Origin of the sequence: Streptomyces luomodiensis (genome assembly GCF_031679605.1) — a bacterium.
Lineage (GTDB): Bacteria > Actinomycetota > Actinomycetes > Streptomycetales > Streptomycetaceae > Streptomyces > Streptomyces luomodiensis.
The window spans coordinates 8,941,597-8,966,744 of the sequence record NZ_CP117522.1; the positions used below are offsets into that span (position 1 = coordinate 8,941,597).

Genomic DNA, 25,148 nt, shown 5'->3' on the forward strand with positions numbered 1-25,148 from the left:
GCCTCCGGTCATGACTGATCACCGTTCGGTGGACCTGGGAGAAACGCGGCTGGCCTATCGGGTGTCCGGCCCACCGGACGCTCCGCCGCTGGTGCTGTTGCACGCTCTGGGGGAGAGCGCCGCCGACTGGGACGCGGTGGCGCCCGTCCTCGCCCAGAGCCTGCGGGTGTACGCCCTCGACCTTCGTGGCCACGGCAGGAGCGCTTGGCCGAAGGACTGCTCGCTCGAACTCATGCGGGCCGATGTGCTCGCGTTCATGGACGAGCTGGGACTTGGCCGGGTGGACCTGATCGGCCACTCGATGGGCGGGATCGTGGCCTACCTGCTCGCGTCGGCCCAACCGCGGCGGGTGGCGCGGCTGGTGCTGGAGGAGGCCGCGGTGCTGCGCCCCCGGCGGCCGGCCACTCCGGCCAGGCCGGACGGCGAGCCGGCCTTCGACTGGGAGATGGCGCTGGCCATCAGGAAGCAGATCGACGACCCGGACCCGGCGTGGTCGGAGGGGCTCGACCGGATCACCGCCGCCACCCTGGTCGTGGCCGGTGGCGCACAGAGCCATGTGCCCCAGGAGGACGTCGCCGAACTGGCTCGCCGCATCCCCGGCGGACGCATGGTCACCCTTCCCGTCGGCCACCTGGTCCACGCCGCGGAGCCCACGCTGTTCACGGCCGCGGTGGCGGCGTTCCTGGAGTCGGAGCCGGACGCCCGTCCCGCCCCTCAGTGCTGAAGCCTCGGCAGTGCGTTGCGGACGACGTACGGCAGGATGCCGCCGTGGCGCAGGTAGGTCAGCTCCTGCTGGGAGAAGATCCGCAGTCTCAGCCGCGCGGTGGCGCGGTCGCCGTCCTTCCCCGTGATGTGCCAGGTGACCGGGTTGGTTCCCACGGACAGCTCGTCGATCCCCTCGAACGTCAGCTGCTCCTCGCCGGTGAAGGTGTACGCGGACGCGCGGTCGCCCTCGGGGAACTCGAGCGGCAGCACGCCCATGCCGATCAGGTTGCTGCGGTGGATGCGTTCGTACGACTCGGCGACGACGGCCTTGACCCCGAGCAGGGCCTGGGCCTTGGCCGCCCAGTCGCGGCTGGAGCCGGCGCCGTAGTTGCGGCCCGCGACCACGACCAGGTCGTAGCCGGCCTCCCGATAGGTGGACGCGGCCTGGTGCACGGGCAGCACACGGGTGCGGTCGGCCGTGTACGCGTGGCCGCCCGGTCCCGGCCGGTCCGGCACCATCAGGTTGTCGACGGCCGGGTTGGTGAAGGCGCCGCGCAGCATGACCTCGTGGTTGCTGCGCCGGGTGGAGTACTGGTTGAGGTCGCGGCGGGGGACTCCGCGCCCGGTCAGCCAGCGGCCCGCCGGGCTGTCGGCGGGGATGCGGCCGGCCGGGGAGATGTGGTCGGTGGTCACGTCGTCGCCCAGGTGCAGCAGGACCTTGGCGCGGGTGAGGGCCGGCCGGTCGGGGGCGGCCGGTGACAGGCCGGTGAGATGCGGGGGGCGGCGGATGTAGGTGGACGCCGGGTTCCAGGGGAAGCGGGTGCCGGCGGGGGCGTCCAGGCGGCGCCAGGCGTCGGTGCCCTCGCGCAGGCGCTCGGCGTTCCGCCGGAACATCTCGGGGCCCACGTGGGCGGCGATGCGGGCGGCCACCTCCTCGTCGGTGGGCCACAGGTCCTTGAGGTGGATGGGGTGGCCGTCCGGGCCGGTGCCCAGCGGATCGTGCGCGAAGTCGTGCAGGATCGAGCCGGCCAGGGCGTAGGCGACCACGAGCGGTGGGGAGGCCAGGTACGACAGCGGGGTCCGGGGGTTGACCCGGCCGGCGAAGTTGCGGTTGCCGGAGAGGACGGCGACGGGCTGGACCGCGTCGCTCTCGGCGAGCTGTTCCATCGCCGGGTGCAGCGGGCCGGAGTTGCCGATGCAGGTCATGCAGCCGAAGCCGACGATGTGGAAACCGGTCTGCTCCAGAGCGGGCAGCAGCCCGGACGCGCGCAGGTACTCCTCGACGACCCGGGAACCGGGGGAGAGGGACGTCTTCACCCAGGGCTTGGCGGTCAGTCCCGCCCGTGCGGCCCGTTCGGCGAGCAGACCCGCCTGGACCATCAGGGCCGGGTTGGCGGTGTGGGTGCAACTGGTGATGGCGGCCAGGGCGACCGGGCCGTCCGGCAGCCGTTCACCGAAGGCGCGTTCGGCGGCGGCCCGATCGCGGGCGGCGCGTTCGTCGGCGGCCCGTCCGCGGGCGGTGGCCGGGGCGGCCGCGCGGTACGACTCCGGCACGCGGGAGAGCGGCAGCCGCTGGTGGGGCAGGTTCGGACCGGCCATGCTCGGCTCGACGCCACCGAGGTCGAGGTCGATGACGTGGTCGTAGCGCGGTTCACGGCGGTGCTCGGTCCGCTTGAGCCCCTGGGCGGTGAGGTAGGCGTCGACCAGCCGGACGTGTTCCTCGGTCCGGCCGCTCAGCCGCAGATAGGCGGCGGTCTCGTCGTCGTAGGGGAAGTAGACGCAGGTGGCGCCGTACTCGGGTGCCATGTTGGAGACGGCGGCGCGTTCCGCCCAGCCGAGGGCGGCGACGCCGGGCCCGCAGAACTCGACGAACGTGTTCACCACGCCCTTGGCGCGCAGGAGTTCGGTCAGGGTGAGGGCGAGGTCGGTGGCGCCGACCCCGGGGCGCAGCCGGCCGGTCAGGCGGACGCCGACCACCTCGGGGTACGGAATGGTGACCGGCTCGCCCACCATCGCGGCCTGGCCCTCCAGGCCGCCGACGCCCCAGCCGACGACCCCGAGGGCGTTGATCATCGGGGTGTGGCTGTCGGTGGCGACCAGCACGTCCGGATGGAGCACCGGCAACCCGCCGTCGGCCGCGTCCGTCACCCAGACGACGCGGGCCAGCGCCTCCATGTTGACCTGGTGGATGATGCCGGTGCCGGGGGGCACGACACGGAAGTCGGCCACGCTGCGCTCGGCCCACTTCACCATCTCGTAGCGCTCGCCGTTGCGGCGGAAGTCGATCAGCAGGTTGCGCTCGACGGCGTCGGGGCGGCCGTACTCCTCGACGATGACGGAGTGGTCCACGGTCAGGTCGACCGGGATGGCGGGCTGGAGCCGCTCCGGGTCGCCGCCCAGCTCCGCGACGCTGTCCCGCATGGCCGCGAAGTCGGCCAGGGCCGGCAGGCAGGTGGTGTCGTGCAGCATGATCCGGTTCGGGTGCACCGGCACCTCGCACGCACCGCTGCCCGCCCGGATCCGGGCGACCACGTCCGCCAGCGCCGCCGGTGACCTGCGGGCCACGTTCTCCAGGAGCACCCGTATCGCATAGGGGAGGGCGTCCAGCTCATCGCGGGTCAGGAGCCGGTCCAGGGGCAGGTAGCGGTGGGAGCGGCCGTCCACGGTGAGCTCGGCGGTGGCGGTGTGGTCAGCGTTCATGTTCCCCTGCCGTCGCGATTGTATCTGTTTCGGATCGAGTACAAATCCCGGAGCCCGATGTCTTGACGCTCCGATCAGCTGTCTTCATATTGTCTCAAGCCGCTTATTGATACAACCGTCGCGCTATCGCGATGCACCTGCTCCCCCGATCGAGCCGTCTGGAGCTCCTCATGGCGATCAATGTCGATCAGCGCGAGGCCACCGCGACGATGCGCACCGTCTCCCGGCGCATCCTCCCGTTCCTCTTCGTGCTCTACGTCGTCAACTACATCGACCGCGCGAACATCGGCTTCGCCGCCCTGCAGATGAACGAGGAACTGGGGCTCAGCAGCCAGGCGTTCGGCCTGGCCGCCGGCCTGTTCTTCTGGGGCTACTTCCTGTTCGAGGTGCCCAGCAACCTCGCCCTCGCCCGCTTCGGCGCCCGCCGCTGGATCGCCCGCATCCTGGTCAGCTGGGGCATCCTCGCCACCATCATGGCGTTCACCCACTCCGCGACGCAGCTGTACGTGCTGCGCTTCCTGCTCGGCGTGGCCGAGGCCGGCTTCTTCCCCGGCATCGTGGTCTACCTGACCTACTGGTTCCGCAAGAAGGAGGTCGCCACCGCGACCGCGCTCTTCCTCACCGCGATCCCCGCCTCCTACATCCTCGCCGCCCCGCTCAGCGCGCTGATCATGGACCATGTGCACTGGTTCGGCCTCAGCGGCTGGCGCTGGATGTTCATCCTGGAGGGCGCCCCGGCCGTACTCCTGGGCATCGCCTGCTACTTCGTGCTGACCGAGCGGCCGGCCGACGCCACGTGGCTCACCGAGCGGCAGCGCGCCTGGCTGACGGCCGAGCTGGACCAGGAGCAGCAGGCCAATCCGCACGCCAGGAAGCTGAGCACGCTCAAGGTCATGGCCGACCCCAAGGTCCTGCTGCTGGCGGTGGTCTACTTCGTCTACCAGGCCGGCAGCCTCGGCGTCGGCTACTGGCTGCCGCAGATCGTCAAGGACTTCTCGGACGGCCTCGGCAACACCGCGATCGGCTTCATCAGCGCCATCCCCTACATCGTCGCCGCCTTCGGCATGGTGTGGTGGTCGCGCCGCTCCGACCGGCTCGGCGAGCGCAAGCTCCACTCGGCCCTCCCGCTGGCGCTGGCCGCCGTCACCCTGATCGCGGCCGGCTTCACCCACTCACCCGTGCTCGGGCTGGCGATGATCGCGCTGTCGCTGACCGGCCTGTACGGCTTCAAGTCGCCGTTCTGGGCGCTGCCCACGCTCTTCCTGACCCGCTCCACCGCCGCGGTCGCGGTGGCGGTCGTCAACTCCATCGGCAACCTCGGCGGCTTCTTCGGCCCCTACGCCATCGGCTGGGCCAAGGACTCGACGGGCTCGGCCACCGGCGGGCTGATATTCCTCGGCGGCCTGGTCCTCGTCGCCTTCCTGCTCACCCTGGCGCTGCGCGTCGGTGGCGGAGCGGAGACCTCGGCCGGGCAGCCGGACACCGGTGAGGCATCGCCCACGTCGTCGGTGCCGGCGCCGTAGCCCCTGGCACCGAGAAGCCCGCCGGTTCCCGCGCTTTGCGTGGCGGGAACCGGCGGCCCTGCGCTGTGCGGCTATGCCCCGTGACCGGGTCCGGTCTTGATCTCCCGTACCGTGTCCAGGTGATGGTGCAGGAAGGCCGACGCCTCCTCGATGCGGCCGTCCTCGATCAGGTCCAGCAGGTGGAGGTGTTCGCGGGCCTGACGGGTCAGCCGGGAGCGGTCGATCTGGTGGCGGTACTCGATCAGCCGCCGCAGCCGGTTCTGCCGGCGTACGGCGTCCAGCAGGAACTGATTGCCCGAACAGCCCACCAGCATCTCGTGGAACGAGGCGTTGACCTGGAACAGCTCCGCCCGCGGCAGCAGCAGGATGTCCCCGTGCAGCAGGTCCTCCTGCTGCTGCCGGTGGCGCGCGAACGCCTCGGTGTCCACGGTGAAGCCCGGCTCCAGCAGGGCGGCCGACTCGACGATCATCCGGAACCGGTAGCTCTGGGCGTGCGCCTCGACGGTGGCCATGACGTGCTGGAACTCCCAGCCACGGCCGCCGGTCTTGCGCCGGACCAGGTCCTCGGCCTCCATCCGCGCCAGCACCCGGCCGGCCTGGCGCGGCGTCAGCCGGTACCGGCGGCTGATGTCGGTCGCGGTGAACGAGCCGGTGAAACGGCCGCCGACATAGTCGTCGGCGATCTCGAAGTACGCCGCCTGCTCCACGTCCTCGCCGTCGGTCAGGTCCGGCCGGGTCAGGGCGCTCGCGTCACGGGCGAGGAAGAAGCCGCGGTTGGGGATCCGGTCCAGGATGCCGACGTCGGCCAGGAAGAGCATGGCCTTGCGCACCGGAGTACGGGAGACCTCCAGCGCGTCGGCCGCCCACTGCTCGGTGACGTGCGCGCCCTCCGCCAGGCCGGTGCGACGCATCAGGTCCACCAGTCGGGTGGCGATGGAGGTGGTCAGGTTCGGGCGCGACATCAGCCCCTGCGCTTGTCGAGGAGGACGGGACGGCAACGCCCCATCCTACGAGTAACGACCCGTCGTGCGAGTTCCGGGGAGCCAGGGTCTGTCGTCAAAGGGGGCGCCCTGCTCCCGACGCCTGGCACGGCCGCTCGCCGCGTTGTCGCATCACCCGAGTACGCCCAGTACGAGGGCGATGCCCCGCCTTGCGATCGACCGCACCAGCCTCCCCCAGCTACCGCTGGGAGGTGCCCCCTGCTCGCGGCCGGGTGCCCCCTTCGACGACAGACCCTAGGCGCCTCGGTGATCGAGCCGGACGAACAGGACGCACACCGGGGACCCGGTCTCCACCACCTCGCCGGTGCGGCGCAGCGTGCCGCTCGTGCGGTCGACGTCGAAGGGAACGATGGTGTGGCTGCGCTCGTTGGCCGCGAACAGCCTGTGCCCGTCGGGGCCGAAGCAGAAGAACCGCGGCCGGATGCCCTCCGTCGACGTCCAGCCCACCGGCCGCAGCATGCCCGTCCCGGCCGAGACCGCGAAGACGCCGAGGGTGTCGGGCTCGGGGCCGCCGGGCGAGCTGTCCCCGGCCCCGCCGCGGTTGGAGGCGTACACGAACCGCCCGTCCGGACTGACGGCGATCTCACCCCCGCGGCTGTCGCCGGTCATGGTGGACTCCGTGCTGGACAGGATCTGCACGGCCTCCAGCGCCCCGCGCCCGGTGCGCCGGTAGACGGTCACCGTCGAGCGCAGTTCGTCGATGGTGTACGCGAACGGCCGCCTGGGGTGGAAGGCGATGTGCCGCGGCCCGGCCATCTCGCGCGTGGCGACGGACGGCACCGGGCCGAGGGACAGCTTCCCGGAGGTGGCGTCCAGGGCGAGGGTGAAGATCCGGTCCAGGCCCTTGTCCGGTACCACGATGAACCGCCCGTCCGGCGAGAACGGCACCTGGTGCGGTTTGGACCCGGTCTGGTCGGTGCGGTGCGGTCCGGGTTCGCCGGGCAGCGACAGCAGGTCGGCGACCGGCCCGAGCGAGCCGTCCTTCCGCAGCGGCAGGGTGGCCACGCTGCCGGAGGAGTGGTTGGCCACCACCAGGAAGCGGTTGGACGGGTCCACCGCCAGGTGCGCCGGGTTGCGCCCGCCGGTCTCCTGCGTGCCCAGGGCGGTCAGCCGCCCGGTGTCCGGGTCGATCCGGTAAGCGCTGGCGTAGGTGAAGTCGCCGTGCACGGCGTAGAGGAACCGCCGCGTGTGATCGACGGCCAGGAAGGTCGGATTGTCCAGCTCGACGGTCTGGAGCAATGTCCATCCGGTGCCGTGCGGACCGACCTCGTAGACCTCGATGCCCTTTCCCTCGCCCTCGCGCTCGGCCGTGGTGCGCGAGCCCACGTAGGCCACCGTGCGGGCGGCGCGTCCACCGCCCTGGGCGGCGGCCGGCTGGGCCGCCGCCGAGGTCATCTGCCCGGCCGCCACGGCGGCGACCGGCAGTGTGACCATCGCGCGGCGCGACAGCGCGGCGATCGCCGAGGTGCCCGGATGACCGGCGTGGCTGTCAGGAAGTGTCATGTCCGCTCCCGTCCCTGGGGATGATAACCCGGGGATTGTATCTAGATGGCGTTTGATACAACAGGGGGCGATGGCTGCGCCCGCACACGGCGTTGCCCACCCGCCCCGTGCTCACCCACCCCTGTTCCGGAGGTTCCCGATGTCCGACCAGCCGACGTCCGGCCGGCCGATCCCCACCGCCGACCTGGCCGACCGGTACGGCGCCGCCCTGCGCGTATGCGATCTGCAGTTCCGCTCGCTCGGGGGCGCCCGCTCCTTCACCGGGCGGGTGCGGACCGTCTCCTGCCGCGACGACAACGCCCTGCTCCACGACCTCCTGCGGACGCCGGGGGAGGGCGCCGTCGTGGTCGTCGACGGTGGCGGCTCCCTGCACACGGCGCTCCTGGGGGATCTGATGGCCGAGCGCGCGCTGGCGGGCGGCTGGGCCGGTGTCGTCGTGCACGGAGCCGTCCGCGACCTCACCGCGCTCGCCGAGGTGCGGATCGGTGTGCAGGCCCTGGGCGTCAACCCGCGCAAGAGCGGCAAGGCGGGCGGCGGTGCGGTCGACGTACCGGTCTCCTTCGGAGGAGTCACCTTCCATCCCGGCGACATCCTGCACGCCGACGCCGACGGCGTCGTCCTCCTGCCCGCCGAACCCGCCGAACCGGCAGGACCCGCCGGACCCGCGCGCACCTGACCTGAGCGGCCTTCGGGCCCGGCGGGCTCAGCGCACCCGGTAGGGCCGGGCGCGCCCGGTGTTCAGGGTGAGCCCCAGGCCGGGCGCTCCGCTCCGGCCGGGGGTGACGCTGCCGCCGTCCGGAGCGAGCACGCCGTCGAACAGCAGGCGTTCGACGCGGACGTGGTCGTGGAACCACTCCAGGTGGCGCAGGTTGGGCACCGACGCGGCGGCGTGCGCATGCGCGTGCGGGGCGCAGTGGCCGGAGATCTCTATGCCGTGGCCGTGCGCGAGGGCGGCGGCGCGCAGCCAGACGGTGATGCCGCCGCAGCGGGTGACGTCGGCCTGGAGACAGTCCACGGCGCCGGCGGCGAGCATATGCGTGAAGTACGGCAGGGTGTAGCCGTACTCACCGGCCGTGACGTCCATCGGGACCCGGTCGCGGATCGTCGCGAGCGTGGCGAGGTGGTCGGAGGAGACGGGTTCCTCGAACCATGTCACCCCCTGGTCGGCGAGGGCGTCGGCGACGCGGATGGCCTGTTTGGCGCCGTAGGCGCCGTTGGCGTCGACGTACAGGGCGGCCGTGTCGCCGATGCTCGCACGCGCCTTCGCGACGCGCCGCCGGTCCCGCTCCTCGCACCGCCCCCAGGACTCACCGATCTTGATCTTGACGCGGGGTATCCCCTCCTCCCCGGTCCACTGGCGCAGTTGCCGGTCCTGCCGCTCGGCGTCGTACGTGGTGAAGCCACCGCTGCCGTAGACCGGCACGTCCGCACAGGCGGCGCCCAGCAGACGGACGAGCGGCACGCCCAGCAGCCGGGCCTTGCAGTCCCACAGGGCGATGTCCACGGCGGCGATCGCCTGTGCGGCCACACCGGGCAGTCCGGCGTTGCGCACGGCGCGCAGCATGGCCTCGTTCGCCCGTGGCACGTCCATGGCCGGGGAGCCGGTGACCACACCGGCGAGCAGGTCGTCGACGACCTGGGCGGTGGCCGCCGGGGCGTAGGTGTAGCCCAGGCCGGTGACCTCGCCGCACCGGACGGTGGCCAGGACCAGGGTGGTGCTGTCCCAGCTGAGGGTCCCGTCCGCCTCGGGGGCGTCGGTGGGCACCGTGTAGACGGCGCTGTCCACCCGCTCCACGACCGGTGTGTCCGCCACGGCCCCGGGTCACCTCTCGGCGTGGCGCAGGTGTCGCACGGCGGCGCGGCCGACTCCCGCCGCGGCCGTCGCCGCGATCGCGGCGGTGCCGACGGTGGCCGTCCACCGGGCCGCGGTCGAGGGCCGCGGCGGCCGCTGCGCCAGACGTTCGGGCCGCTCGCTGGGCAGGGTGGTGTCGAGCCCCAGGGCCAGTGCCTCGGCCAGGTGGAGGGCCCCGCGGCCGGTGTCGCCCTGTTCGATCTGGGTGCGGCAGCTGAAGCCGTCCGCGAGCAGCAGGCTGCCGGGGGCGGCCGCGCGGACGGCGGGCAGCACGCCCTGTTCCGCGACGGCCATGGAGACCTCGTGGTGGCCGCGTTCGAAGCCGAAGTTGCCGGCCAGCCCGCAGCAGCCCTCGTCGAGGACGTCGGTGACGAGATGCGCGCGGCGCATCAGCTCGCGGTCCGCGTCGTCCTTCATGATCGCGTGCTGGTGACAGTGGGTCTGTACGACGGCCTGCCGGGCGAGTGCGGGTGGCCGCCAGCCGTCGGGCGCGTGGTGGACGAGGTGTTCGGCGAAGGTGCGGAACTGCCCGGCCAGCCGGCGCACATCCTGGTCGGCCGGCATCAGTTCGGGGGCGTCGGCCCGGAACACCGCGGTGCAGGAGGGTTCCAGGCCGATGACCGGGGTGCCCGCTTCGAGGTAGGGCCGCAGCACGCCCAGCGTTCGGCGCAGCACCCTCTTCGCGGCCGTGAGCTGCCCGGTGGAGATCCAGGTCAGACCGCAGCACACGGGTCTGGTCGGAACGGCGACCCGGAAGCCGGCGTCCTCCAGCACGCGGACGGCCGAGATGGCGATCGAGGGATGGAAGTAGGTGCTGAAGGTGTCCGGCCACAGCACCACGGTCCGCGGGTCGGCCGGATCCGGTGTGCCGGACGCACGGGCCTGCCACCACTGGAGGAAGGACCGCCGCGCGAACACGGGCGCCTGGCGTGCGCCGTCCACCCCGGCCAGCCGCTTGCCCACCCGGGCCAGACCCGGCGCCTGGACCGCGGTGTTGACCAGCGCGGGCGCGATGCGGGACAGCCGGGCCCACACCGGGAGCCAGCCCATGGAATAGTGCGCCGCCGGGCGCGGGCGGCCCGCGTAGTGGTGGGCGAGGAACTCGGCCTTGAGCGTCGCCATGTCCACCCCGGTGGGGCAGTCCGACTTGCAGCCCTTGCAGGCCAGGCACAGGTCCAGGGCGTCCCGCACCTCGGTCGAGCGCCAGCCGTCGGTGACGGCGGAGTCCGCGTGGCCGTCGAGCATCTCGAACAGCAGCCGCGCCCGGCCGCGCGTGGAGTGCTCCTCCTCCTTGGTGGCCCGGTAGGACGGACACATCACACCGCCGTGGTGGCTGCGGCAGTTGCCGATGCCGACGCAGCGCATGACGGCGCGGGTGAAGGAGTGCTCGTCATCGGGGTAACCGAACTCCGCCGTGGGGGTGGTCGGCCGCCACCCCGGGCCCAGACGCAACTGGCCGTCGACCGGGTGCGGATCGACGACCTTGCCGGGGTTCATCCGGTTCTCCGGGTCGAACAGGGACTTCAGCTCGCCGAACGCGGTCACCAGGCGCTCACCGTACATACGGGTGAGCAGCTCGCCCCGGGCCTGCCCGTCCCCGTGCTCGCCGGACAGCGAGCCGCCGTAGGAGGCCACCAGGTCGGCGGCGCGTTCCACGAAGCGGCGGAAGTCGGCCACCCCCTCGGCGGTCTTCAGCCCGAACGGGATGCGGGTGTGCACACAGCCCTGCCCGAAGTGCCCGTACAGCGAGGGGTGGTCGTAGCCGAACTCCCCGAACAGGCCCTTCAGATCGCGCAGGTAGTCACCCAGCCGCTCGGGCGGGACGGCCGAGTCCTCCCAGCCCTCCCAGGTCTCCCGGTCGTCCGGCGGCCGCGCGGTCACCCCGAGCCCCGCCTCGCGGGCCTTGAGCATCCGCTGCTCGCGCCGGGGGTCGTCGGAGAAGGTCACCCTGGCGTCCTTCTCGTCCCGCCCCAGCGTGCGCAGCAGCGCGTGCGCCTGCTCGTCGACCTCCTCCTGGCCGTCTCCGCTGAACTGCACCAGCAGCCAGCTCTCGCCCTCCGGAAGGGCGTTGAGCGATTCGAGGTAGGCGTGTTCCTCGCGCATCAGCTGGGCCATCCGCCCGTCGAGTGCCTCCAGTTCGCTGGGCGCGCAGTGTTCCAGGAGCCGGGGTACGTCGTCGGCGGCGGCGCAGATGTCGTCGTAGCCGAGCACCAGCAGCGACTGGTAGGCCGGGACGGGCACCAGGTCGAGTTCGGCGCGCACCACCGTCACCAGGGTGCCCTCGCTGCCCACCAGGGCCCGCGCCAGGTCGAAGCCGTTCTCCGGCAGCAGCGAGTCCAGGTTGTAGCCGGAGACCCGGCGCGGGATCTTCGGGTAGCGCCGGATGTCCGCCAGATACTCGCCGACGATGCGGTCCAGTCCGGCGTAGATCTCGGCCCGGCGGCCGCCCTCCGCCGCGATGCGCGCACGCTCGGCCCCGGATGTCGGCCCCACCCACATCCGCACCCCGTCGTAGGTGACGATCTCCAGCCGGCGCACGTTGTCCACGGTCTTGCCATAGGCCTGGGCCGACGCCCCGCACGCATTGTTGCCGATCATGCCGCCCAGCGCGCAGTGGCTGTGCGTGGACGGCTTCGGCCCGAACTGTAGCCCGTCATCGGCGAGTTGGCGGTTGAGCTCGTCCAGGACCAGACCCGGCTCCACCACGCAGGTGCGCGCCTGGGCGTCCACCGAGACCAGGGCGTCGCAGTACTTGCTCCAGTCGATCACCACGGCGGTGTTCGTCGACTGGCCGGCCAGGCTGGTGCCCCCGCCCCGCGACAGGACGGGGGCGCCGAAGCGGGCGCACACCTCCACCGCCCGTGCCCCGGCCTCCACATCGCGGGGGACGACGACGCCGATGGGCACCTGACGGTAGTTGGAGCCGTCCGTGGCGTACGCCCCCCGGCTGCCCGCGTCGAACCTGACCTCGGCGGCCACCTCCGCATGCAGTGCCCGCTCCAGCCCCCTGGTGTCCACCCCCGGTACCCCCCGGCGCCGCTGTCCCCCTTCACGCATGCCTGCGCCCCGTCAGGTGCTCGGCGTACTGGGCGGCCTTCTGCCGGATGCCCCGGCGGGCGATGCCGGCCAGCTCGGGGTCGTGCAGGGCGGCCTTCACCGTCTTCTTCGCCTGGGGGGCCATCAGGTGCGGTGGGATCGGCGCGATCTCCTGGTCGACCTTGAACTCCAGGACGACCGGGTGGTCACTGGCCAGGGCCTCGTCCCAGGCCCTGCCCACCTTCTTCGGCGCCTCGCACCGGATGCCCCGCAGCCCCAGCAGCTCGGCGTACGCCCCGTAGGGGATGTCCGGGATGACCTGGGAGGCGGGGTACTTCGGGTCCCCGGCCATGGCGCGCTGTTCCCAGGTGACCTGGTTGAGGTCCTGGTTGTTGAAGACGCAGAAGACCAGCGGCGGGCCACCCGCCAGCCGGTCCATATAGCGCTTGACGGTGATCATCTCGTTCATGCCGTTCATCTGGAACGCGCCGTCTCCCACGAAGGCGATCACGGGACGGTCCGGATGGGCGAACCGCGCCGCGATCGCATACGGCACTCCGGGGCCCATGGTGGCCAGCGTGCCGGACAGCGAGGCGTCCATCCCGGCGCGCAGCCTCAGATGGCGCGCCCACCAGTTGGTGGCCGAGCCCGAGTCGGCGGTGAGGATCGCCCGGTCCGGCAGGCGCGAGGAGAGCTCGGCGGCCACCGACTGGGGGTTGATGAGGTCCCCGAAGTGCTGGCCGGACCAGGTGGCGCAGATGTCCTGCCACTCCCGCACGTCCTTCTCGACCTTGTTCCTCCAGTTCCGCTTCTCCTTGCGCCGCAGCAGCGGTACGAGCTCCCGGAGGGTCTCCTTGGCGTCGCCGATCAGATGGGCGTCCATGGGGTAGCGGATACCGATCATGCGGCCGTCGATGTCGATCTCGACACCGCGGGCCTGCCCCTCGTCCGGCAGCCACTCGGAGTACGGGAAGCTGGTGCCGATCAGGAAGAGGGTGTCGCACTCCTTGATCATCTTGTCGCTGGCGGTGCTGCCCAGCAGACCGATCGGCCCGGTGACGTACGGCAGGTCGTCGGCGAGGACGCCACGGCCCAGCAGCGCCTTGGCCACACCGGCGCCCAGCAGTTCCGCCACCGCGACGACCTCGTCCGCGGCGTCGGCCGCGCCCTGGCCGACGATGATGGCCACCTTCTCGCCCTCGTTGAGCACATCGGCGGCGCGGCGCAGCTCATCGGGGTCGGGCAGGACCCGGGGGCGGCTCCAGCCCACGCTGGAGAAGACCGATCCGTGGGCCTTGGGCGGGGAGGGCTGGGCGTCCTCCTCCTGGATGTCGTTGGGGATGACGATGGTCGACACGCCACGGGTGGTCAGCGCGGTCTTGAAGGCGCGGTCGATGACATGCCGGGCCTGGCCGGGGTGGGTGACCATCTCGCAGTACTCGGAGACGTCCTCGAACAGCCGGTCCAGATGGATTTCCTGCTGGTAGTGGGAGCCCAGACTGAGCCGCTTCTGCTGGCCCACGACGGCGACCACCGGCTGGTGGTCGAGCTTGGCGTCGTACAGACCGTTGAGCAGATGGACGGCGCCGGGGCCGGAGGTGGCGGTGCAGACTCCCACCTCGCCGGTGAACTTCGCGTGGCCGCAGGCCATGAACGCGGCCATCTCCTCGTGCCGGACCTGGATGAACTCAGGGTCCCCATGGGCCCGGTCGAACGCCCCGAGCAGACCGTTGATCCCGTCCCCCGGATAGCCGAAGACCCGGTGCACACCCCACTCGCGCAGACGAGTCAGCACGAAGTCCGATACCTGAGCCACGGCGTCCTCCTCGGTAGCACTGCACGGAGCACTCGCACAGGAGTAGCCGTTCGCCGGACGAGTAAACCTGGCGCCGTGTGCCATCCGCGTCCGCCGTGCATGGGCCGCGGCCGGACCGGGCACCCGGCCGGTGGCGACAGACGAGGGAGGACAACACCGTGAGCGGAGAGAAGAAGGGCGCCCGGACGGCGACCGAGGAGATCGAGGAAGAGATCACCGAAGCCGAGACGAGGGTGACCGGCGACGAGGAGGACAGCCGCTACGGCGAGTCGGGCGAGGCGCTCACCCCCAACACCGACGCCCAGGCCCAGAGCCAGGGAGAGCGGGAAGAAGGCGGCGGAGAAGACGGGCGGCGGGCGGGCGTCAGCGGGTGAGGCGGGGGAAGAGCGCCTCGGCGCTGCCGCGGTCGATCGCCTCGGCCTGGCCGGGGGTGAAGTCCGGGTAGCTCTCCAGGAAGCGGTTGTAGTAGCTGCCCGCGTCCTGGGGAGCGAAGGGCCAGTCGCTGCCGTAGAGGACGTGGCCGGGCTCCGCGAAGGCGAGCAGGGCGGGCAGCGCGCTGGGGCTGGCGGACAGGGCGGTGTCGAAGTAGAACCGCTTGAGGTCGCGCAGCACGTCCTCGGCGCCGCGGTCCGGGTCGACGACGGCGGAGGTCAGGCCGGAGAAGCGATAGGCGGCGTAGGGCAGGAAACCGCCGCCGTGGGAGAGGATCACCCGCACGTCGGGGTACCGGCTCATGACGCCGCTCAGTACCAGGTTGAGCGCGGTGCGGGTGGTGTCGAAGACGTAGTCGGCCAGCGGGGCGGGGGTGCCGGGCAGCAGCGGCATCGGCGGCTGGGCGGGGTGGACGAACACATTGGCCCGGCGGCGGTCGAGTTCGGCCCACAGCGGTTCGAAGTGGGGGTCGCCGAGGTAGCGGCCATGCGCGTTGGACATCAGCACCACGCCGTCGGCGCCCAGGGTGTCCAGCGCGTGGACGGCCTCGGCCACCGCGCCGTCGAGGTCGGGCAGCGGGACGCTGGCGAAGTGGCCGAAGCGGTCGGGGCGGTCCTTGACGACCTCGGCGCCGTACTCGTTGACGGCGCGGGCGAGGGCGCGGCCGTCCTGGTCGCTGTCGAGGTGGACACCGGGCGCGGTGACGGACAGCACCCCGGTGGCGATGCCCTGCTGGTCCATCATCGCGATCGCGCCCCGAGGGCTCCAGGCGGGGATGGCCCAGCCGCCGGAGTCCAGGCCGCGTGCGTCCAGGGCCTTCGCCCAGACGGGCGGAACGATGTGCTGGTGAACGTCGATGCGTGCGGGGGAGTCCATGGTGTTGGTCATGGTGTTCGCCATGGTGTTTGCCTCCCTAGAGATTAGCTTGCTAACTATTACGTTGAGTAAGCTAACAGCTATGCGAGAGACCGGCAACCGCCCCTTCGACGAGAGCCCCGCACCGGCCCCCGAAGCCGGGGTGGAGGAGCTGGCCCAGGCCGCCGACCAGCTCTTCTACGCCATGCGCCGCTCCCGGGCCGCGACCGCGGGCCAGGCCGTGGACGGACTGTCGCTGGCGCAGCTGGCCCTGCTCGACCTCCTGGCCGGGGAGGGAGCGGGGGCCGGCCTGCCGGTCAGCAGGCTCGCCGCGTCCGCCGAGGTCAGCGTCCCCACCGCGACCCGGATGCTCAAGCAGCTCGAAGCCAAGGAGGTGGTGACCCGGCGGCGGTCACCCGAGGACGAGCGCCAGGTCCTGGTCCGCCTCACCGAGCACGGTGCCCGCCGGCTCGCGGCCATGCGCACCGAGCTGCGTGAGCGCCAGGCCCGCGCGCTGTCCCGGTTCACGCCCGAGGAGCGCCTCCAGCTCGCCGCACAGCTGCGCCGGCTGGCCGGGGCCATCACCGACCGGGACCACTGAGACCCGTGTGGCGGAGTGGCCGACGCACGGGCGGCCCTCATGAGCCCGTGGGTCAGCCCGTGGGTCGGCCCGTGGGTTCAGGGGAGGCCGGGCCGTTTTCCGGCCGGCGGGGCAGCAGCGTCACCGCGAGGGCCGGGACGGCGGCGAGCACCAGCCAGCGGACGGTGGCCGGGAGGCCCAGGTCGAGCAGAGAGCCCGTGGCCGAACTGCCGACGAGGACGATCAGGCCGGAGACGGAGGACAGCGCGCCGGTGTAGAGGCCGAGCCGGGTGTCCTCGGCCAGATCGGGCACCCAGGCACGGGCAGCCGGGACGACCAGCATCTGGCCGAGGGTGAGCAGGACGACGTAGCCCGCGGCGGGCAGCAGCCCGACGGTGCCCGTCCAGGCGGCGGGGCGGGCGGCGGCCACGACCGCGAAACCCGCCGCGATGAGCAGCAGCCCCGCGGTCATCGAGCGGCGCAGGTCGAGCCGGTCGCCCGCCCAGCGGGTGACCGGGAGCTGGGCGCACACGACCAGCAGCGAGGACAGGGCGAACAGCCAGGACAGCGGCATCTGGGAGCCCGCCGCCCGCTCCACCTCGTCCGGCAGGGCCAGGTAGAGCTGGTTGTACGCGAGCAGATAGCTGCCGTACGCGCAGCACAGGGCGAGGAACCGGCGGTTGCGCAGCAGCACACGGACCCCGCCCCGCTCCCGGACCCGGACCCGGCCGGGGATGTGCCGCGGCATCAGCCACGCGTGCCCGGTGAGGACGAGCAGGAAGACCCCGGCCCCGGCGAGGCACGCGGCGCGGAAGTCCACGGTGAGCAACAGCCCGCCGAGCAGCGGACCGATGAACGTACCCGCCTGGCCGCAGGCGGTGAACAGGGCCAGTACCCGGGTGCGTGCGCCATGGCCCTCCCGCTCCCAGGCCACGGCCTGCCGGGCCACCTCCGACTCCACCGCGGGGGAGAACAGCGCGGCGGCGAAGCCGATCAGCAGCACCGCCCCGATCACCGCCCAGGTCCGCTCCGCGTAGCCGAGCCAGGCGAAACCCGCGATCCGGGCGACACAGCCCGCCAGCACGACCGGGCGCACACCGTGGCGGTCCACCAGCCAGCCGCCGACCACGAACAGACCCTGCTGGCTGAAGGTCCGCAGCCCGAGGACGAATCCCACCAGCCAGCCCGCCATGCCGATCGCGGTGCCGAGGTGCTCGGCGAGGAAGGGCAGGACGGCGAAGAAGCCGATGTTGAACGCGAGTTGCGTCAGGATCAGCAGCCGGAGAAGCGGGGACAGGCGCGCCCAGGTGCGCTCGCGTGGGGACGTGGGCGACGTCCGGGCGGCTCGGCGGACCGGCCTGTTGCGCAGGACATGCATCTGCTCATCGTACGCAGCAAGGCGCGGTGCGGTAAGACGCGGTAAGGGCTCGGGCTCGGTGCCGAAAGCCCGATCCTTTTGAGGAAGTCGCCGCGGAACGCACGGTGGTTCCGGGGCCAGGGGCGGGAAATTCCGCACGCCCGCATGGCTATACCGTGGTCCGTCCCCGGGTGCTTCGCATGCCGCGGCGATCAGCCGTGCGCGAATTCCCGGCGCTTTTCCTGCTTGGCGTTTTCCCTTTTACCCACAGTTTTTCCCACAGTGGAGCGGCGATGATTTCTCCCCCGGCCGGCCGGGTCCGGCCCGAACCTCTCCCCATCGGCGAACGACTGCGGCCCGCAGGGCCGGTCGCGGGTTTCCTCGCGCTGCTGGCCCTGCTGTTCGCGCTGGCCTACGCGGTGGGCGGGCTCGCCGGTCCGGTGGCTCCCGGGATGCGTCCCGCGGGCGGTGGCGGGCAGGGGCACAGCGGGCCCGCCGAGCACGGCGACATGGGTGATCCGCACGGCACGCACGACATGGGGGCTCCCGCCGCGGGCGCCGGGCGGAGCGGGAGCCGGTGATGGCACGTCGGTCCTCTCCCACGTCTTCTTCCACGGCCGCCCCCGCCGCTCCGGAAGACCCGGTGTCCACCGTCCTGGTGGTGGACGGCATGACGTGTGCCGCGTGTGTGGGCCGGGTCGAGAAGCGACTCGGCCGCCTCGAAGGGGTCCACGCCACGGTGAACCTCGCCACTGGCCGCGCCAAGGTCGCCCACCCGGCCTCGGTGTCCGTCGAGGCGCTCGTGGCCGTGGTCGAGGCCGCCGGATACCCGGCACGGCCCGCCGAACCCACCGCCGGTTCCGGCGGAACACCGCAGACCGCGCGCCCGGCGGCGGGCCGGGAGCCGGACGACGGGCGGCCCGGGAGCGAAGAGGTGAGTGAGCGTCAGGAACGCGACCGGCTGCTGATCACCGCGCTGCTGGCCGTCCCGGTGCTGGTGCTGTCGATGGTGCCCGCGTGGCAGTTCCGCAACTGGCAGTGGCTGTGCTTCGTCCTGGCCGCGCAGGTCGCCGTCTGGGGAGCGTGGCCCTTCCACCGCCGCGCGCTGCGCGGGCTGCGGCATGGCACGGCGACGATGGACACCCTGGTCTCCCTCGGCGTCACGGCCTCCTTCGCCTGGTCCGCGTACGCCCTGTTCCTGGGGGGAGCGGGTCTGCCGGGAATGACCATGCCGCTGACGCTGCTGCCCTCCGCGAGCGGCGGGGTGGCCCATGTGTATCTGGAAGCGGCCGTCGGTGTGCCGCTGTTCGTCCTGGCGGGGCGGCGGCTGGAGGCCAGGGCCCGCCGGGGTACGGGGTCCGCGCTGCGTTCCCTGGCGGAACTCGCCGCGAAGGACGTGGCGGTGCGGCGCGGCGGTGTGGAGTGCCGGGTGCCGGCGGCCGAGCTGGCGGTCGGCGAGGTGTTCCTGGTCCGGCCGGGAGAACGGGTGGCCACCGACGGCACCGTCGTCGAGGGCGGCTCCGCCCTGGACCTCTCCCTGGTCACCGGGGAGAGCCACCCGGTCGAGGTCGGGCCCGGTTCGGCGGTGATCGGCGGCGCGGTGAACTCCGGCGGCCTGCTGGAGGTACGGGCCGACGCCGTGGGCGCCGACACCCAACTCGCCCGGATCTCCCGGCTGGTGGAGGACGCCCAGACCGGTAAGGCGGCCATCCAGCGGCTCGCCGACTCCGTCGCCGCCGTCTTCGTCCCCGCCGTGCTGTCCGTCTCCGTCACGGTGCTCGGCTTCTGGCTCGGTGCCGGGGCCGATCCGCAGGCCGCGATCACCGCGGCGGTCGCCGTCCTGGTCGTCGCCTGCCCCTGCGCGCTGGGCCTGGCCACCCCCACCGCGCTGCTGGCCGCCACGGGACGCGGGGCGCGGCTCGGCATCCTGGTCAGCGGGGTCGAGGCGCTGGAGCGTCTGCGGAAGGTCGACACCGTGGTCCTGGACAAGACCGGAACCCTCACCACCGGCCGGATGAGCGTCGTCGCCGTCACCGCAGCCGCCGGTACCGACGCCGGCGCGGCCGAGGTGCTGCGCCTGGCGGCCGCCGTCGAGCAGGGGTCCGATCATCCGCTGGCCCGCGCCCTCGTCACCCACGCCCGCCGCCAGGGGAACGGACCGCTGCCACGGCCGGTCCGCTTCGCCGCCGTCCCCGGCTCCGGGGTGAGCGCCCTGGTGGACGGCGAGGAAGTGGCCGTGACGCGGCCCGGAGAGCTGCACGGGCTCCCCGATGACCTGCGGGAGGCGGTCCGCGCCGCCGAGACGGCCGGCCACACCGCGGTGCTGGTCCGCGTGGCCGATGTCCCCCGGGCGGTCATCTCCGTGGGCGACACCCCGCGTTCCGACGCCTACCGCGCGGTCGAGCATCTGCGCCGGCTGGGGCTGCGGCCCGTCCTGGCCACCGGGGACCGGGAGGCGACCGCGCGGGCCATCGCCGGACAGCTGGGCATCACGGAGATCCACGCCGAGGTGCTGCCCGAGGACAAGGCCGCGCTGGTCGCCACCTTCCAAAAGCACGGCAGCCGGGTGGCGGTCGTCGGCGACGGCGTCAACGACGCCGCCGCGCTGGCCGCCGCCGACCTGGGCATCGCCATGGCCGGAGGGGCCGACGCCGCCATCGGCGCCGCCGACGTCACACTCGTGCGCGAGGACATCCAAGCCCTTCCCGACGCCGTGCGCCTGGCCCGGCACACCCTCGCCACCATTCGCGCCAACCTGGTGTGGGCCTTCGGCTACAACCTCGTCACCCTCCCGCTGGCCGCCGTCGGCCGGCTCAACCCGATGGTCGCGGCCGCGGCCATGTCGGCCAGTTCGCTGCTGGTCGTGGGCAACAGCCTGCGCCTGCGCGCCTGGAACCCCTCCCGGCCACGCGCCTTCGGTCACCGCTCCGGGCGGACCCGCACCGCGAACCGATGGGAGACCTCGTCGTGATCCCCCGATCCGCTGACGGCACCCGGGCCCCGGCGCCCTACACGGGCCGTACGCCCTGGTGGCCGTTGCGTGCCGCCGCGGTCCCGCTGCTGGCCGGACTGCTGACCCTCGGCACCCTCGTCGCGTGGACCACCGCGGGCAGGGCGGGCACCCCCGCCGCCCTGAGCGTCCGCGACGGACGCGTCTTCGTACCGCAGAACCCCGAGGCCACGGCCGCGTTCTTCACCATCGTCAACAGCGGCGGCAGCGACGACCGGCTGATCGGCGTCACCGCACCGGCCGGACAGCGCGCCATGCTGAGCCGGTCCGTCGTGACCGGCAAGGGGGCACGCGGTATGCGCATGATCTCCGCCGTCACCGTGCCGGCGGGCGGGACTCTCCGCATGACCGCGGACACCGTGGATGTGATGATCGAACCGCCGCCCCGGATCTCTCCGGGCGACCGGCTCACCTTCACGCTGCGCTTCCGCGACAGCCCAGCGGTCACCACCCGGGCGCTGGCGGTACGCCCCGGCGGGTGACCGGGGCGTACCGCCACAGCGCCGGGCCGCTCGCCGCGCGCTCGGACCGGGGCGTGCGCCTCGCGTCAGCGCGCGGCGAGCGGCAGTTGGTCGAGGGCGCCGGATTTCGCCTGCGCCACCAGGTCCCGGAACTGTTCCTCGCTCATCTGCACCCGCTGGCCGAAGTCGTCCGTGATCCGGACGCGCCGCTCCGGCTCCGCGCCGGTATCGACGAAGAGCTGGGGACAACCGCAGTCGCAATTGCCGCAGAACGTGGCCAGGGGCTGCGCCTCGATTTCCCGCACAGTGCACCACCTCGATTTTCGGAATGACAGGAGAGGGGACAGCGGCCGCTGATCCGGTCGTGCCCCGATCAGCGGCGCCCCGAAACCCTTTTGACGGAAAAGAAGAAAAATGGATCGCACGGGGAACTGAAAGGGACGGGCGAACGACTTCCTGGGGGGCCCACTATAAGTGAGGGGCCCCATAAGGGAAGGACCCCCATTAGGGAAGGACCCCTTCTCAGTGAGGGACCCACCATAAGTGAGGGGACCTCAGGAAGAACGGCCGGCCCGGGTGCGGTGGCGGGCGAGCGGTCGCGCCGCCTCCACCGCACCCGGGTGTCCGTCACCGAACCGGCGTCAGACCATGGCCCCGGCCGTGGCCGGTACCGGGGGAGCACCGATCCGGTCCGCCACCGCCGGCTCCGGGCCGGCTGGTTCACCCTCCTCGGCGGTGAGCTGAGTGATCAGGGTTTCCCGGGCCCTGGCCACGCGGGAGCGGATCGTGCCGACCGGGCAACGCGCCACGGCGGCGGCCTCCGGGTAGGTCAGTCCCAGCAGCTGGGTGAGCACGAACGCCTCCCGCCGGGCCCTGGGCAGCGCGGCGAGCAGTTCGCCGAGGGCGACGCTCTCGTCGAAGCCCGGTACACCGCGCGGCTGACTCCGCTCCGCGGCCGCCTGCCAGTCGTCGGTCGCGGCGAGCCTGGGGCGGGCCGCCAGCCGCCGGATCCGGTCGGCCACCACTCTGCGCGCGATCACCAGCAGCCAGGTACGCGCCGACGACCTCCCCTGGAACCCGGGGAGGCTGCGCAGCGCGCGCAGATAGGTGTCCTGCACCAGATCGTCCACCGCCTGCGGGTCACCGCTCAGGTGCGCCACATAGCGGCGGACGTCCGGGCGGGTGGCGCGGACGAACTCCTCCACGGCGACCGGGTCACCGGCACGGGCCGCGAGTGCCCATGACGTCACGGCGGCGTCGTCACGCATCCCGCACCTCCCCGGACCGGCCACCGCTTGCGTCGGAGAGGATGGGGACATGTCGTGCTCGCGGATCCGAACCGCCCTCTCCGCCCGTCTCGACGGTGAGGAACCGCCGCCGGGGGTCACCGAGGAACAGGTGGCGGCCCACCTCGAGGCGTGTGCCGCCTGCCGGCTGTGGGAGGCCCGGGCCCAGCGGCTCACCGAGCACATCGCGCGGCTGACGGAGGCGGACACCACCCACGGCGGAGGAACACCGGGACGGCCGCGCCGGCCGTTCTGAAGCTCCGGCGCGCTGCCATGGGCGCCGCGCGGAGGGGAATACGGGATCGGGCACCGATGGCCTCGGCATCCGGACAGGAAACATCATCGGGAGTCCTTCGCATGATCCGGTCACCGTGTCGCACGGCACCGGCACAATGAGTGACCAGGACGCGGCAGCCTCGGCGGTGCGATGGCGCACCCGGGCGCGCCCCGGTGGGGAACGGACCGGCTGTCAGCGGACAGCGGGCACCGGCGGCGGACCCCGCAGGGAAATGGCGTTGGCGAGCAGGAGTTCCCGTGCGGCGCGGCGCGGCTTCTCCCGTGTGACACGGGCGGACGGCAGGACGTCGGGAATGACGACGCCGAAGACGACGAGCAGCGGGGCGAACAACCGGATGGCCGCCGCGCGCGCCAACTGGAAGGCCGCGCGCTCGCCGCCCCACAGCCACCACGCGCTCAGGACGGCGACCAGAAGGTGTGCGGCGAGCATGCCGGACATGGTTCCGTGCATGCCGTCATGCGCCATGGACGGCACCGTCATGGCCATATGACCGGCCGTCATCCCGCCGTCGGCATGCCCGTGTTCCGCCATGGCGGGGGCCGCGTCCCGAAGCAACCCGCCCAGCCCGGCGTCCCGGACCACCCGCGCGGCGTCGCCCTCGGCAAGCGGGGCCCGCCCCGGTCCGCACAGCAGGAGGTCGGCCCAGCGCCGGGACAGCGACGGCCCGGACCCACTGCCGCCGTCCACAGCCTGGCCGAACGAGAACGCGGTGTGCAGCGCCGCCTGTGTGCCCACGGTGAGCAACCCCACCGCCACCGGGCCGCGCTCACGGCCGGCACAACACCACGCACCGGCGACCGCGGCCGCCAAGGCGCCCAGCAGGGTCGGCAAGGGCACCGGGACACCCGATGTCACCACGTGTCCCAGGGCCGCGAGCAGCACACAGACCACCGCGAACACCGCGGCCCGCACCGTTCTGAGCATCTGCCCCGCATCCATGACGCCGCTCATCGTCTCAGCGGGACGGGAACGCCGGACGGCCGGGTGCCGTACGAGGTGTGCGGCGGACACACTTTCGGCCAGCTCCCGCACGAGAGGTTCCCGTCGGCCACCCGTTCGACCACACTCTGTGGTGCGCGTCACGCCTCCGCTCCGGAACTCCTGTCTCCGGAGGCCCGACTACTGGACCGGTACGGCTCCGGCCGACCGGTCACCGGCCCCGACCCAGGAGTTCCCATGTCCGCCGAGCCCGTTGTCCCCGACACCGAGGACGGAACACCGCCGCCGGACGCGCCGCCGCCCGGCGCCGCGCCCCGGACAGCGGACTTGGGCGGCGGCCCGCGCGGCTGGTCGGGCCTGCGCCCGCTGGTCCTGCGGCTGCACTTCTACGCGGGCGTCCTCGTCGCGCCCTTCCTGCTCGTCGCCGCCGTGACCGGGCTGTTGTACGCGGCCTCCACCCAGGCCGAGAACATCGTCTACGACCATGAGCTCCGGGTCCCGGCCGGTACGAGCGAACTGCCCCTCTCCCAGCAGATCGCCGCCGCCCGCAAGGCCCACCCCGAGGGCGAGATCAGCGCGATCCGCCCCTCACCGGAGGCGGGCGCGACGACCCGGGTGCTGCTCTCCGGCGTCAAGGGCGTCGACCCCGAGCACAAGCTGGCCGTCTTCGTGAACCCGTACACCGGTGAGGTGCGCGGCGCGCTGGAGCAGTACGGCACCAGCGGTGCGCTGCCGCTGCGCACATGGATCGACGACCTGCACCGCAATCTGCACCTCGGCGACACCGGCCGGCTCTACAGCGAACTCGCCGCCAGCTGGCTGTGGGTGATCACCGGTGGCGGGCTGGTGCTGTGGCTCGCCCGCCGCCGCACGGGCCCGGTGAAGCGGAAGCTGCGCGCGACCGCGTTCCCGGACCGCTCCGCCGCGGGGCGCAGAAGGGCGATGTCCTTTCACGGCTCGGTCGGCGTCTGGGCGGCGCTGGGGCTGTTCTTCCTGTCCGCGACCGGTCTGACGTGGTCCACCTACGCGGGCGCGAACGTCACCGACCTGCGCGCCGCCCTCGGCCAGGCCACGCCGGCCGTCAGCTCCGCCGTCGGCGGCGAACACGCCGGACACGGCTCCATGGACGGCATGGACGGCATGGAGGGCATGGACATGGGCGGGTCGGGGGGACACGGCGGCTCGTCCGCCGATGTCGGCTTCGACGCCGTCCTCGAGGCCGCCCGCGCCGAGGGCCTGGACAACCCGGTGGAGATCGTCCCGCCCGCCGGGCCCGGCACCGCGTACACCGTCAGCCAGATCCAGCGCAGCTGGCCGGAGAAGCAGGACGCGGCGGCCGTCGATCCGACGACCGGTCAGGTCACCGATGTGGTGCGGTTCGAGGACTATCCGCTGCTGGCCAAGCTCTCCCGCTGGGGCATCGACGCCCATATGGGGAGCCTGTTCGGGCTGCCCAACCAGATCGCCCTGGCCGCCCTCGCGCTCGCCCTGGTCTTCCTGATCGTATGGGGCTACCGGATGTGGTGGCAGCGCGGCCGGGCCGGTGCCTTCGGCCGCCCCATCGCGCGTGGCGCCTGGCGTCAGGTGCCGTCGTACGTCCTGGCCTCGCTGGTCGTCGCGATCGGGGTGCTCGGCTACTACCTGCCGCTGCTCGGCATTCCGCTGGCCGCCTTCCTGGTCATCGACATCGCGCTCGGCCGCCTGGCCGACCGGCGTGGGAAACGGGCCGGCGCGGCCGGCGCCTGAGTCGGCCACGGGCGGCCGTCCGCGGCCGGCCGGATCGGGCCCCCTCCC

At 72.7% G+C, this 25,148-nt stretch carries 21 protein-coding genes; 10 read left to right on the forward strand and 11 right to left on the reverse strand.

Annotated elements, in window-relative coordinates; genetic code table 11:
• Positions 1-10: 10 nt before the first annotated feature.
• The gene (locus tag PS467_RS37630; RefSeq protein WP_311039005.1) at positions 11-724 is read left to right on the forward strand and encodes an alpha/beta fold hydrolase; all 714 of its coding nucleotides are present in this window, start codon (positions 11-13) and stop codon (positions 722-724) included.
• On the opposite strand, the gene acnA is transcribed toward PS467_RS37630, so the two are convergent.
• Positions 715-3,405, reverse strand: coding sequence for an aconitate hydratase AcnA (acnA, locus tag PS467_RS37635; protein WP_311039006.1), 2,691 nt, complete (start codon positions 3,403-3,405; stop codon positions 715-717). The genes PS467_RS37630 and acnA overlap by 10 nt on opposite strands.
• A gap of 170 nt (positions 3,406-3,575) precedes the next feature.
• On the opposite strand from acnA, the gene PS467_RS37640 reads away from it, so the two are divergent.
• Positions 3,576-4,928: an MFS transporter gene (locus PS467_RS37640; protein ID WP_311039007.1), complete on the forward strand. Its 1,353-nt coding sequence runs from the start codon at positions 3,576-3,578 to the stop codon at positions 4,926-4,928.
• 71 nt (positions 4,929-4,999) lie between these two features.
• Here PS467_RS37640 and PS467_RS37645 read toward each other — a convergent pair whose 3' ends face one another.
• Both PS467_RS37645 and PS467_RS37650 read right to left on the reverse strand, forming a co-directional pair.
• Positions 5,000-5,890, reverse strand: a complete 891-nt coding sequence (locus PS467_RS37645) for a GntR family transcriptional regulator (protein ID WP_311039008.1) — start codon at positions 5,888-5,890, stop codon at positions 5,000-5,002.
• A gap of 273 nt (positions 5,891-6,163) precedes the next feature.
• Positions 6,164-7,432, reverse strand: coding sequence for a lactonase family protein (locus tag PS467_RS37650; RefSeq protein WP_311039009.1), 1,269 nt, complete (start codon positions 7,430-7,432; stop codon positions 6,164-6,166).
• Between the two features lie 139 nt (positions 7,433-7,571).
• On the opposite strand from PS467_RS37650, the gene rraA reads away from it, so the two are divergent.
• Complete coding sequence (gene rraA, locus PS467_RS37655; protein WP_311039010.1) at positions 7,572-8,108, forward strand: ribonuclease E activity regulator RraA; 537 nt, start codon at positions 7,572-7,574, stop codon at positions 8,106-8,108.
• A gap of 27 nt (positions 8,109-8,135) precedes the next feature.
• Here the strand turns inward: rraA and PS467_RS37660 are convergent, their stop codons facing one another.
• The 3 genes from PS467_RS37660 to PS467_RS37670 are packed head-to-tail and all read right to left on the reverse strand — an operon-like array spanning position 8,136 to position 14,136.
• Positions 8,136-9,245, reverse strand: coding sequence for an enolase C-terminal domain-like protein (locus PS467_RS37660; RefSeq protein ID WP_311039011.1), 1,110 nt, complete (start codon positions 9,243-9,245; stop codon positions 8,136-8,138).
• Between the two features lie 9 nt (positions 9,246-9,254).
• Positions 9,255-12,341 carry an FAD-binding and (Fe-S)-binding domain-containing protein gene (locus PS467_RS37665; protein ID WP_311039012.1) on the reverse strand — a complete coding sequence of 1,029 codons (3,087 nt, stop codon included), beginning with the start codon at positions 12,339-12,341 and terminating at the stop codon, positions 9,255-9,257.
• Positions 12,334-14,136: a thiamine pyrophosphate-requiring protein gene (locus PS467_RS37670; protein ID WP_311039013.1), complete on the reverse strand. Its 1,803-nt coding sequence runs from the start codon at positions 14,134-14,136 to the stop codon at positions 12,334-12,336. Before PS467_RS37670 ends, PS467_RS37665 begins: the two co-directional genes overlap by 8 nt.
• A gap of 158 nt (positions 14,137-14,294) precedes the next feature.
• Here PS467_RS37670 and PS467_RS37675 point away from each other — a divergent pair, with 158 nt between their 5' ends.
• Positions 14,295-14,510: a hypothetical protein gene (locus PS467_RS37675; RefSeq protein WP_311039014.1), complete on the forward strand. Its 216-nt coding sequence runs from the start codon at positions 14,295-14,297 to the stop codon at positions 14,508-14,510.
• On the opposite strand, the gene PS467_RS37680 is transcribed toward PS467_RS37675, so the two are convergent.
• Positions 14,500-15,444 (reverse strand): amidohydrolase family protein, encoded by a 945-nt coding sequence (locus tag PS467_RS37680; protein WP_311040083.1) that lies wholly within the window; start codon positions 15,442-15,444, stop codon positions 14,500-14,502. The two genes, PS467_RS37675 and PS467_RS37680, sit on opposite strands and share 11 nt — an antisense overlap.
• A gap of 82 nt (positions 15,445-15,526) precedes the next feature.
• Here PS467_RS37680 and PS467_RS37685 point away from each other — a divergent pair, with 82 nt between their 5' ends.
• Positions 15,527-16,024 (forward strand): MarR family transcriptional regulator, encoded by a 498-nt coding sequence (locus tag PS467_RS37685; protein ID WP_311039015.1) that lies wholly within the window; start codon positions 15,527-15,529, stop codon positions 16,022-16,024.
• A 52-nt stretch (positions 16,025-16,076) separates the two neighbouring features.
• On the opposite strand, the gene PS467_RS37690 is transcribed toward PS467_RS37685, so the two are convergent.
• Positions 16,077-17,381 carry an MDR family MFS transporter gene (locus PS467_RS37690; protein ID WP_311039016.1) on the reverse strand — a complete coding sequence of 435 codons (1,305 nt, stop codon included), beginning with the start codon at positions 17,379-17,381 and terminating at the stop codon, positions 16,077-16,079.
• A gap of 272 nt (positions 17,382-17,653) precedes the next feature.
• Between PS467_RS37690 and PS467_RS37695 the strand changes: the two genes are divergently transcribed.
• Genes PS467_RS37695 through PS467_RS37705 form a run of 3 tightly spaced genes read left to right on the forward strand, consistent with a single transcriptional unit; the run spans position 17,654 to position 20,852 of the window.
• Positions 17,654-17,941 carry a hypothetical protein gene (locus PS467_RS37695; RefSeq protein WP_268976183.1) on the forward strand — a complete coding sequence of 96 codons (288 nt, stop codon included), beginning with the start codon at positions 17,654-17,656 and terminating at the stop codon, positions 17,939-17,941.
• Positions 17,941-20,331 carry a heavy metal translocating P-type ATPase gene (locus tag PS467_RS37700; RefSeq protein WP_432280688.1) on the forward strand — a complete coding sequence of 797 codons (2,391 nt, stop codon included), beginning with the start codon at positions 17,941-17,943 and terminating at the stop codon, positions 20,329-20,331. The genes PS467_RS37695 and PS467_RS37700 overlap by 1 nt, the downstream gene beginning before the upstream one ends.
• The gene (locus PS467_RS37705; RefSeq protein ID WP_311039017.1) at positions 20,328-20,852 is read left to right on the forward strand and encodes a copper chaperone PCu(A)C; all 525 of its coding nucleotides are present in this window, start codon (positions 20,328-20,330) and stop codon (positions 20,850-20,852) included. Before PS467_RS37700 ends, PS467_RS37705 begins: the two co-directional genes overlap by 4 nt.
• 65 nt (positions 20,853-20,917) lie before the next feature.
• Here the strand turns inward: PS467_RS37705 and PS467_RS37710 are convergent, their stop codons facing one another.
• Both PS467_RS37710 and PS467_RS37715 read right to left on the reverse strand, forming a co-directional pair.
• Positions 20,918-21,136 carry a hypothetical protein gene (locus tag PS467_RS37710; RefSeq protein WP_268976186.1) on the reverse strand — a complete coding sequence of 73 codons (219 nt, stop codon included), beginning with the start codon at positions 21,134-21,136 and terminating at the stop codon, positions 20,918-20,920.
• A 336-nt stretch (positions 21,137-21,472) separates the two neighbouring features.
• Entirely contained in the window at positions 21,473-22,099 is a 627-nt protein-coding gene (locus PS467_RS37715; RefSeq protein ID WP_311039018.1) for a sigma-70 family RNA polymerase sigma factor, read from the reverse strand.
• 49 nt (positions 22,100-22,148) lie between these two features.
• Here PS467_RS37715 and PS467_RS37720 point away from each other — a divergent pair, with 49 nt between their 5' ends.
• Entirely contained in the window at positions 22,149-22,373 is a 225-nt protein-coding gene (locus PS467_RS37720; RefSeq protein ID WP_311039019.1) for a zf-HC2 domain-containing protein, read from the forward strand.
• Between the two features lie 213 nt (positions 22,374-22,586).
• On the opposite strand, the gene PS467_RS37725 is transcribed toward PS467_RS37720, so the two are convergent.
• A complete protein-coding gene (locus PS467_RS37725) occupies positions 22,587-23,354 on the reverse strand; it encodes a PE-PGRS family protein (RefSeq protein WP_311039020.1) in 768 nt (255 codons plus the stop codon).
• A gap of 237 nt (positions 23,355-23,591) precedes the next feature.
• Between PS467_RS37725 and PS467_RS37730 the strand changes: the two genes are divergently transcribed.
• Positions 23,592-25,100 carry a PepSY-associated TM helix domain-containing protein gene (locus PS467_RS37730; protein ID WP_311039021.1) on the forward strand — a complete coding sequence of 503 codons (1,509 nt, stop codon included), beginning with the start codon at positions 23,592-23,594 and terminating at the stop codon, positions 25,098-25,100.
• Positions 25,101-25,148: the final 48 nt, after the last annotated feature.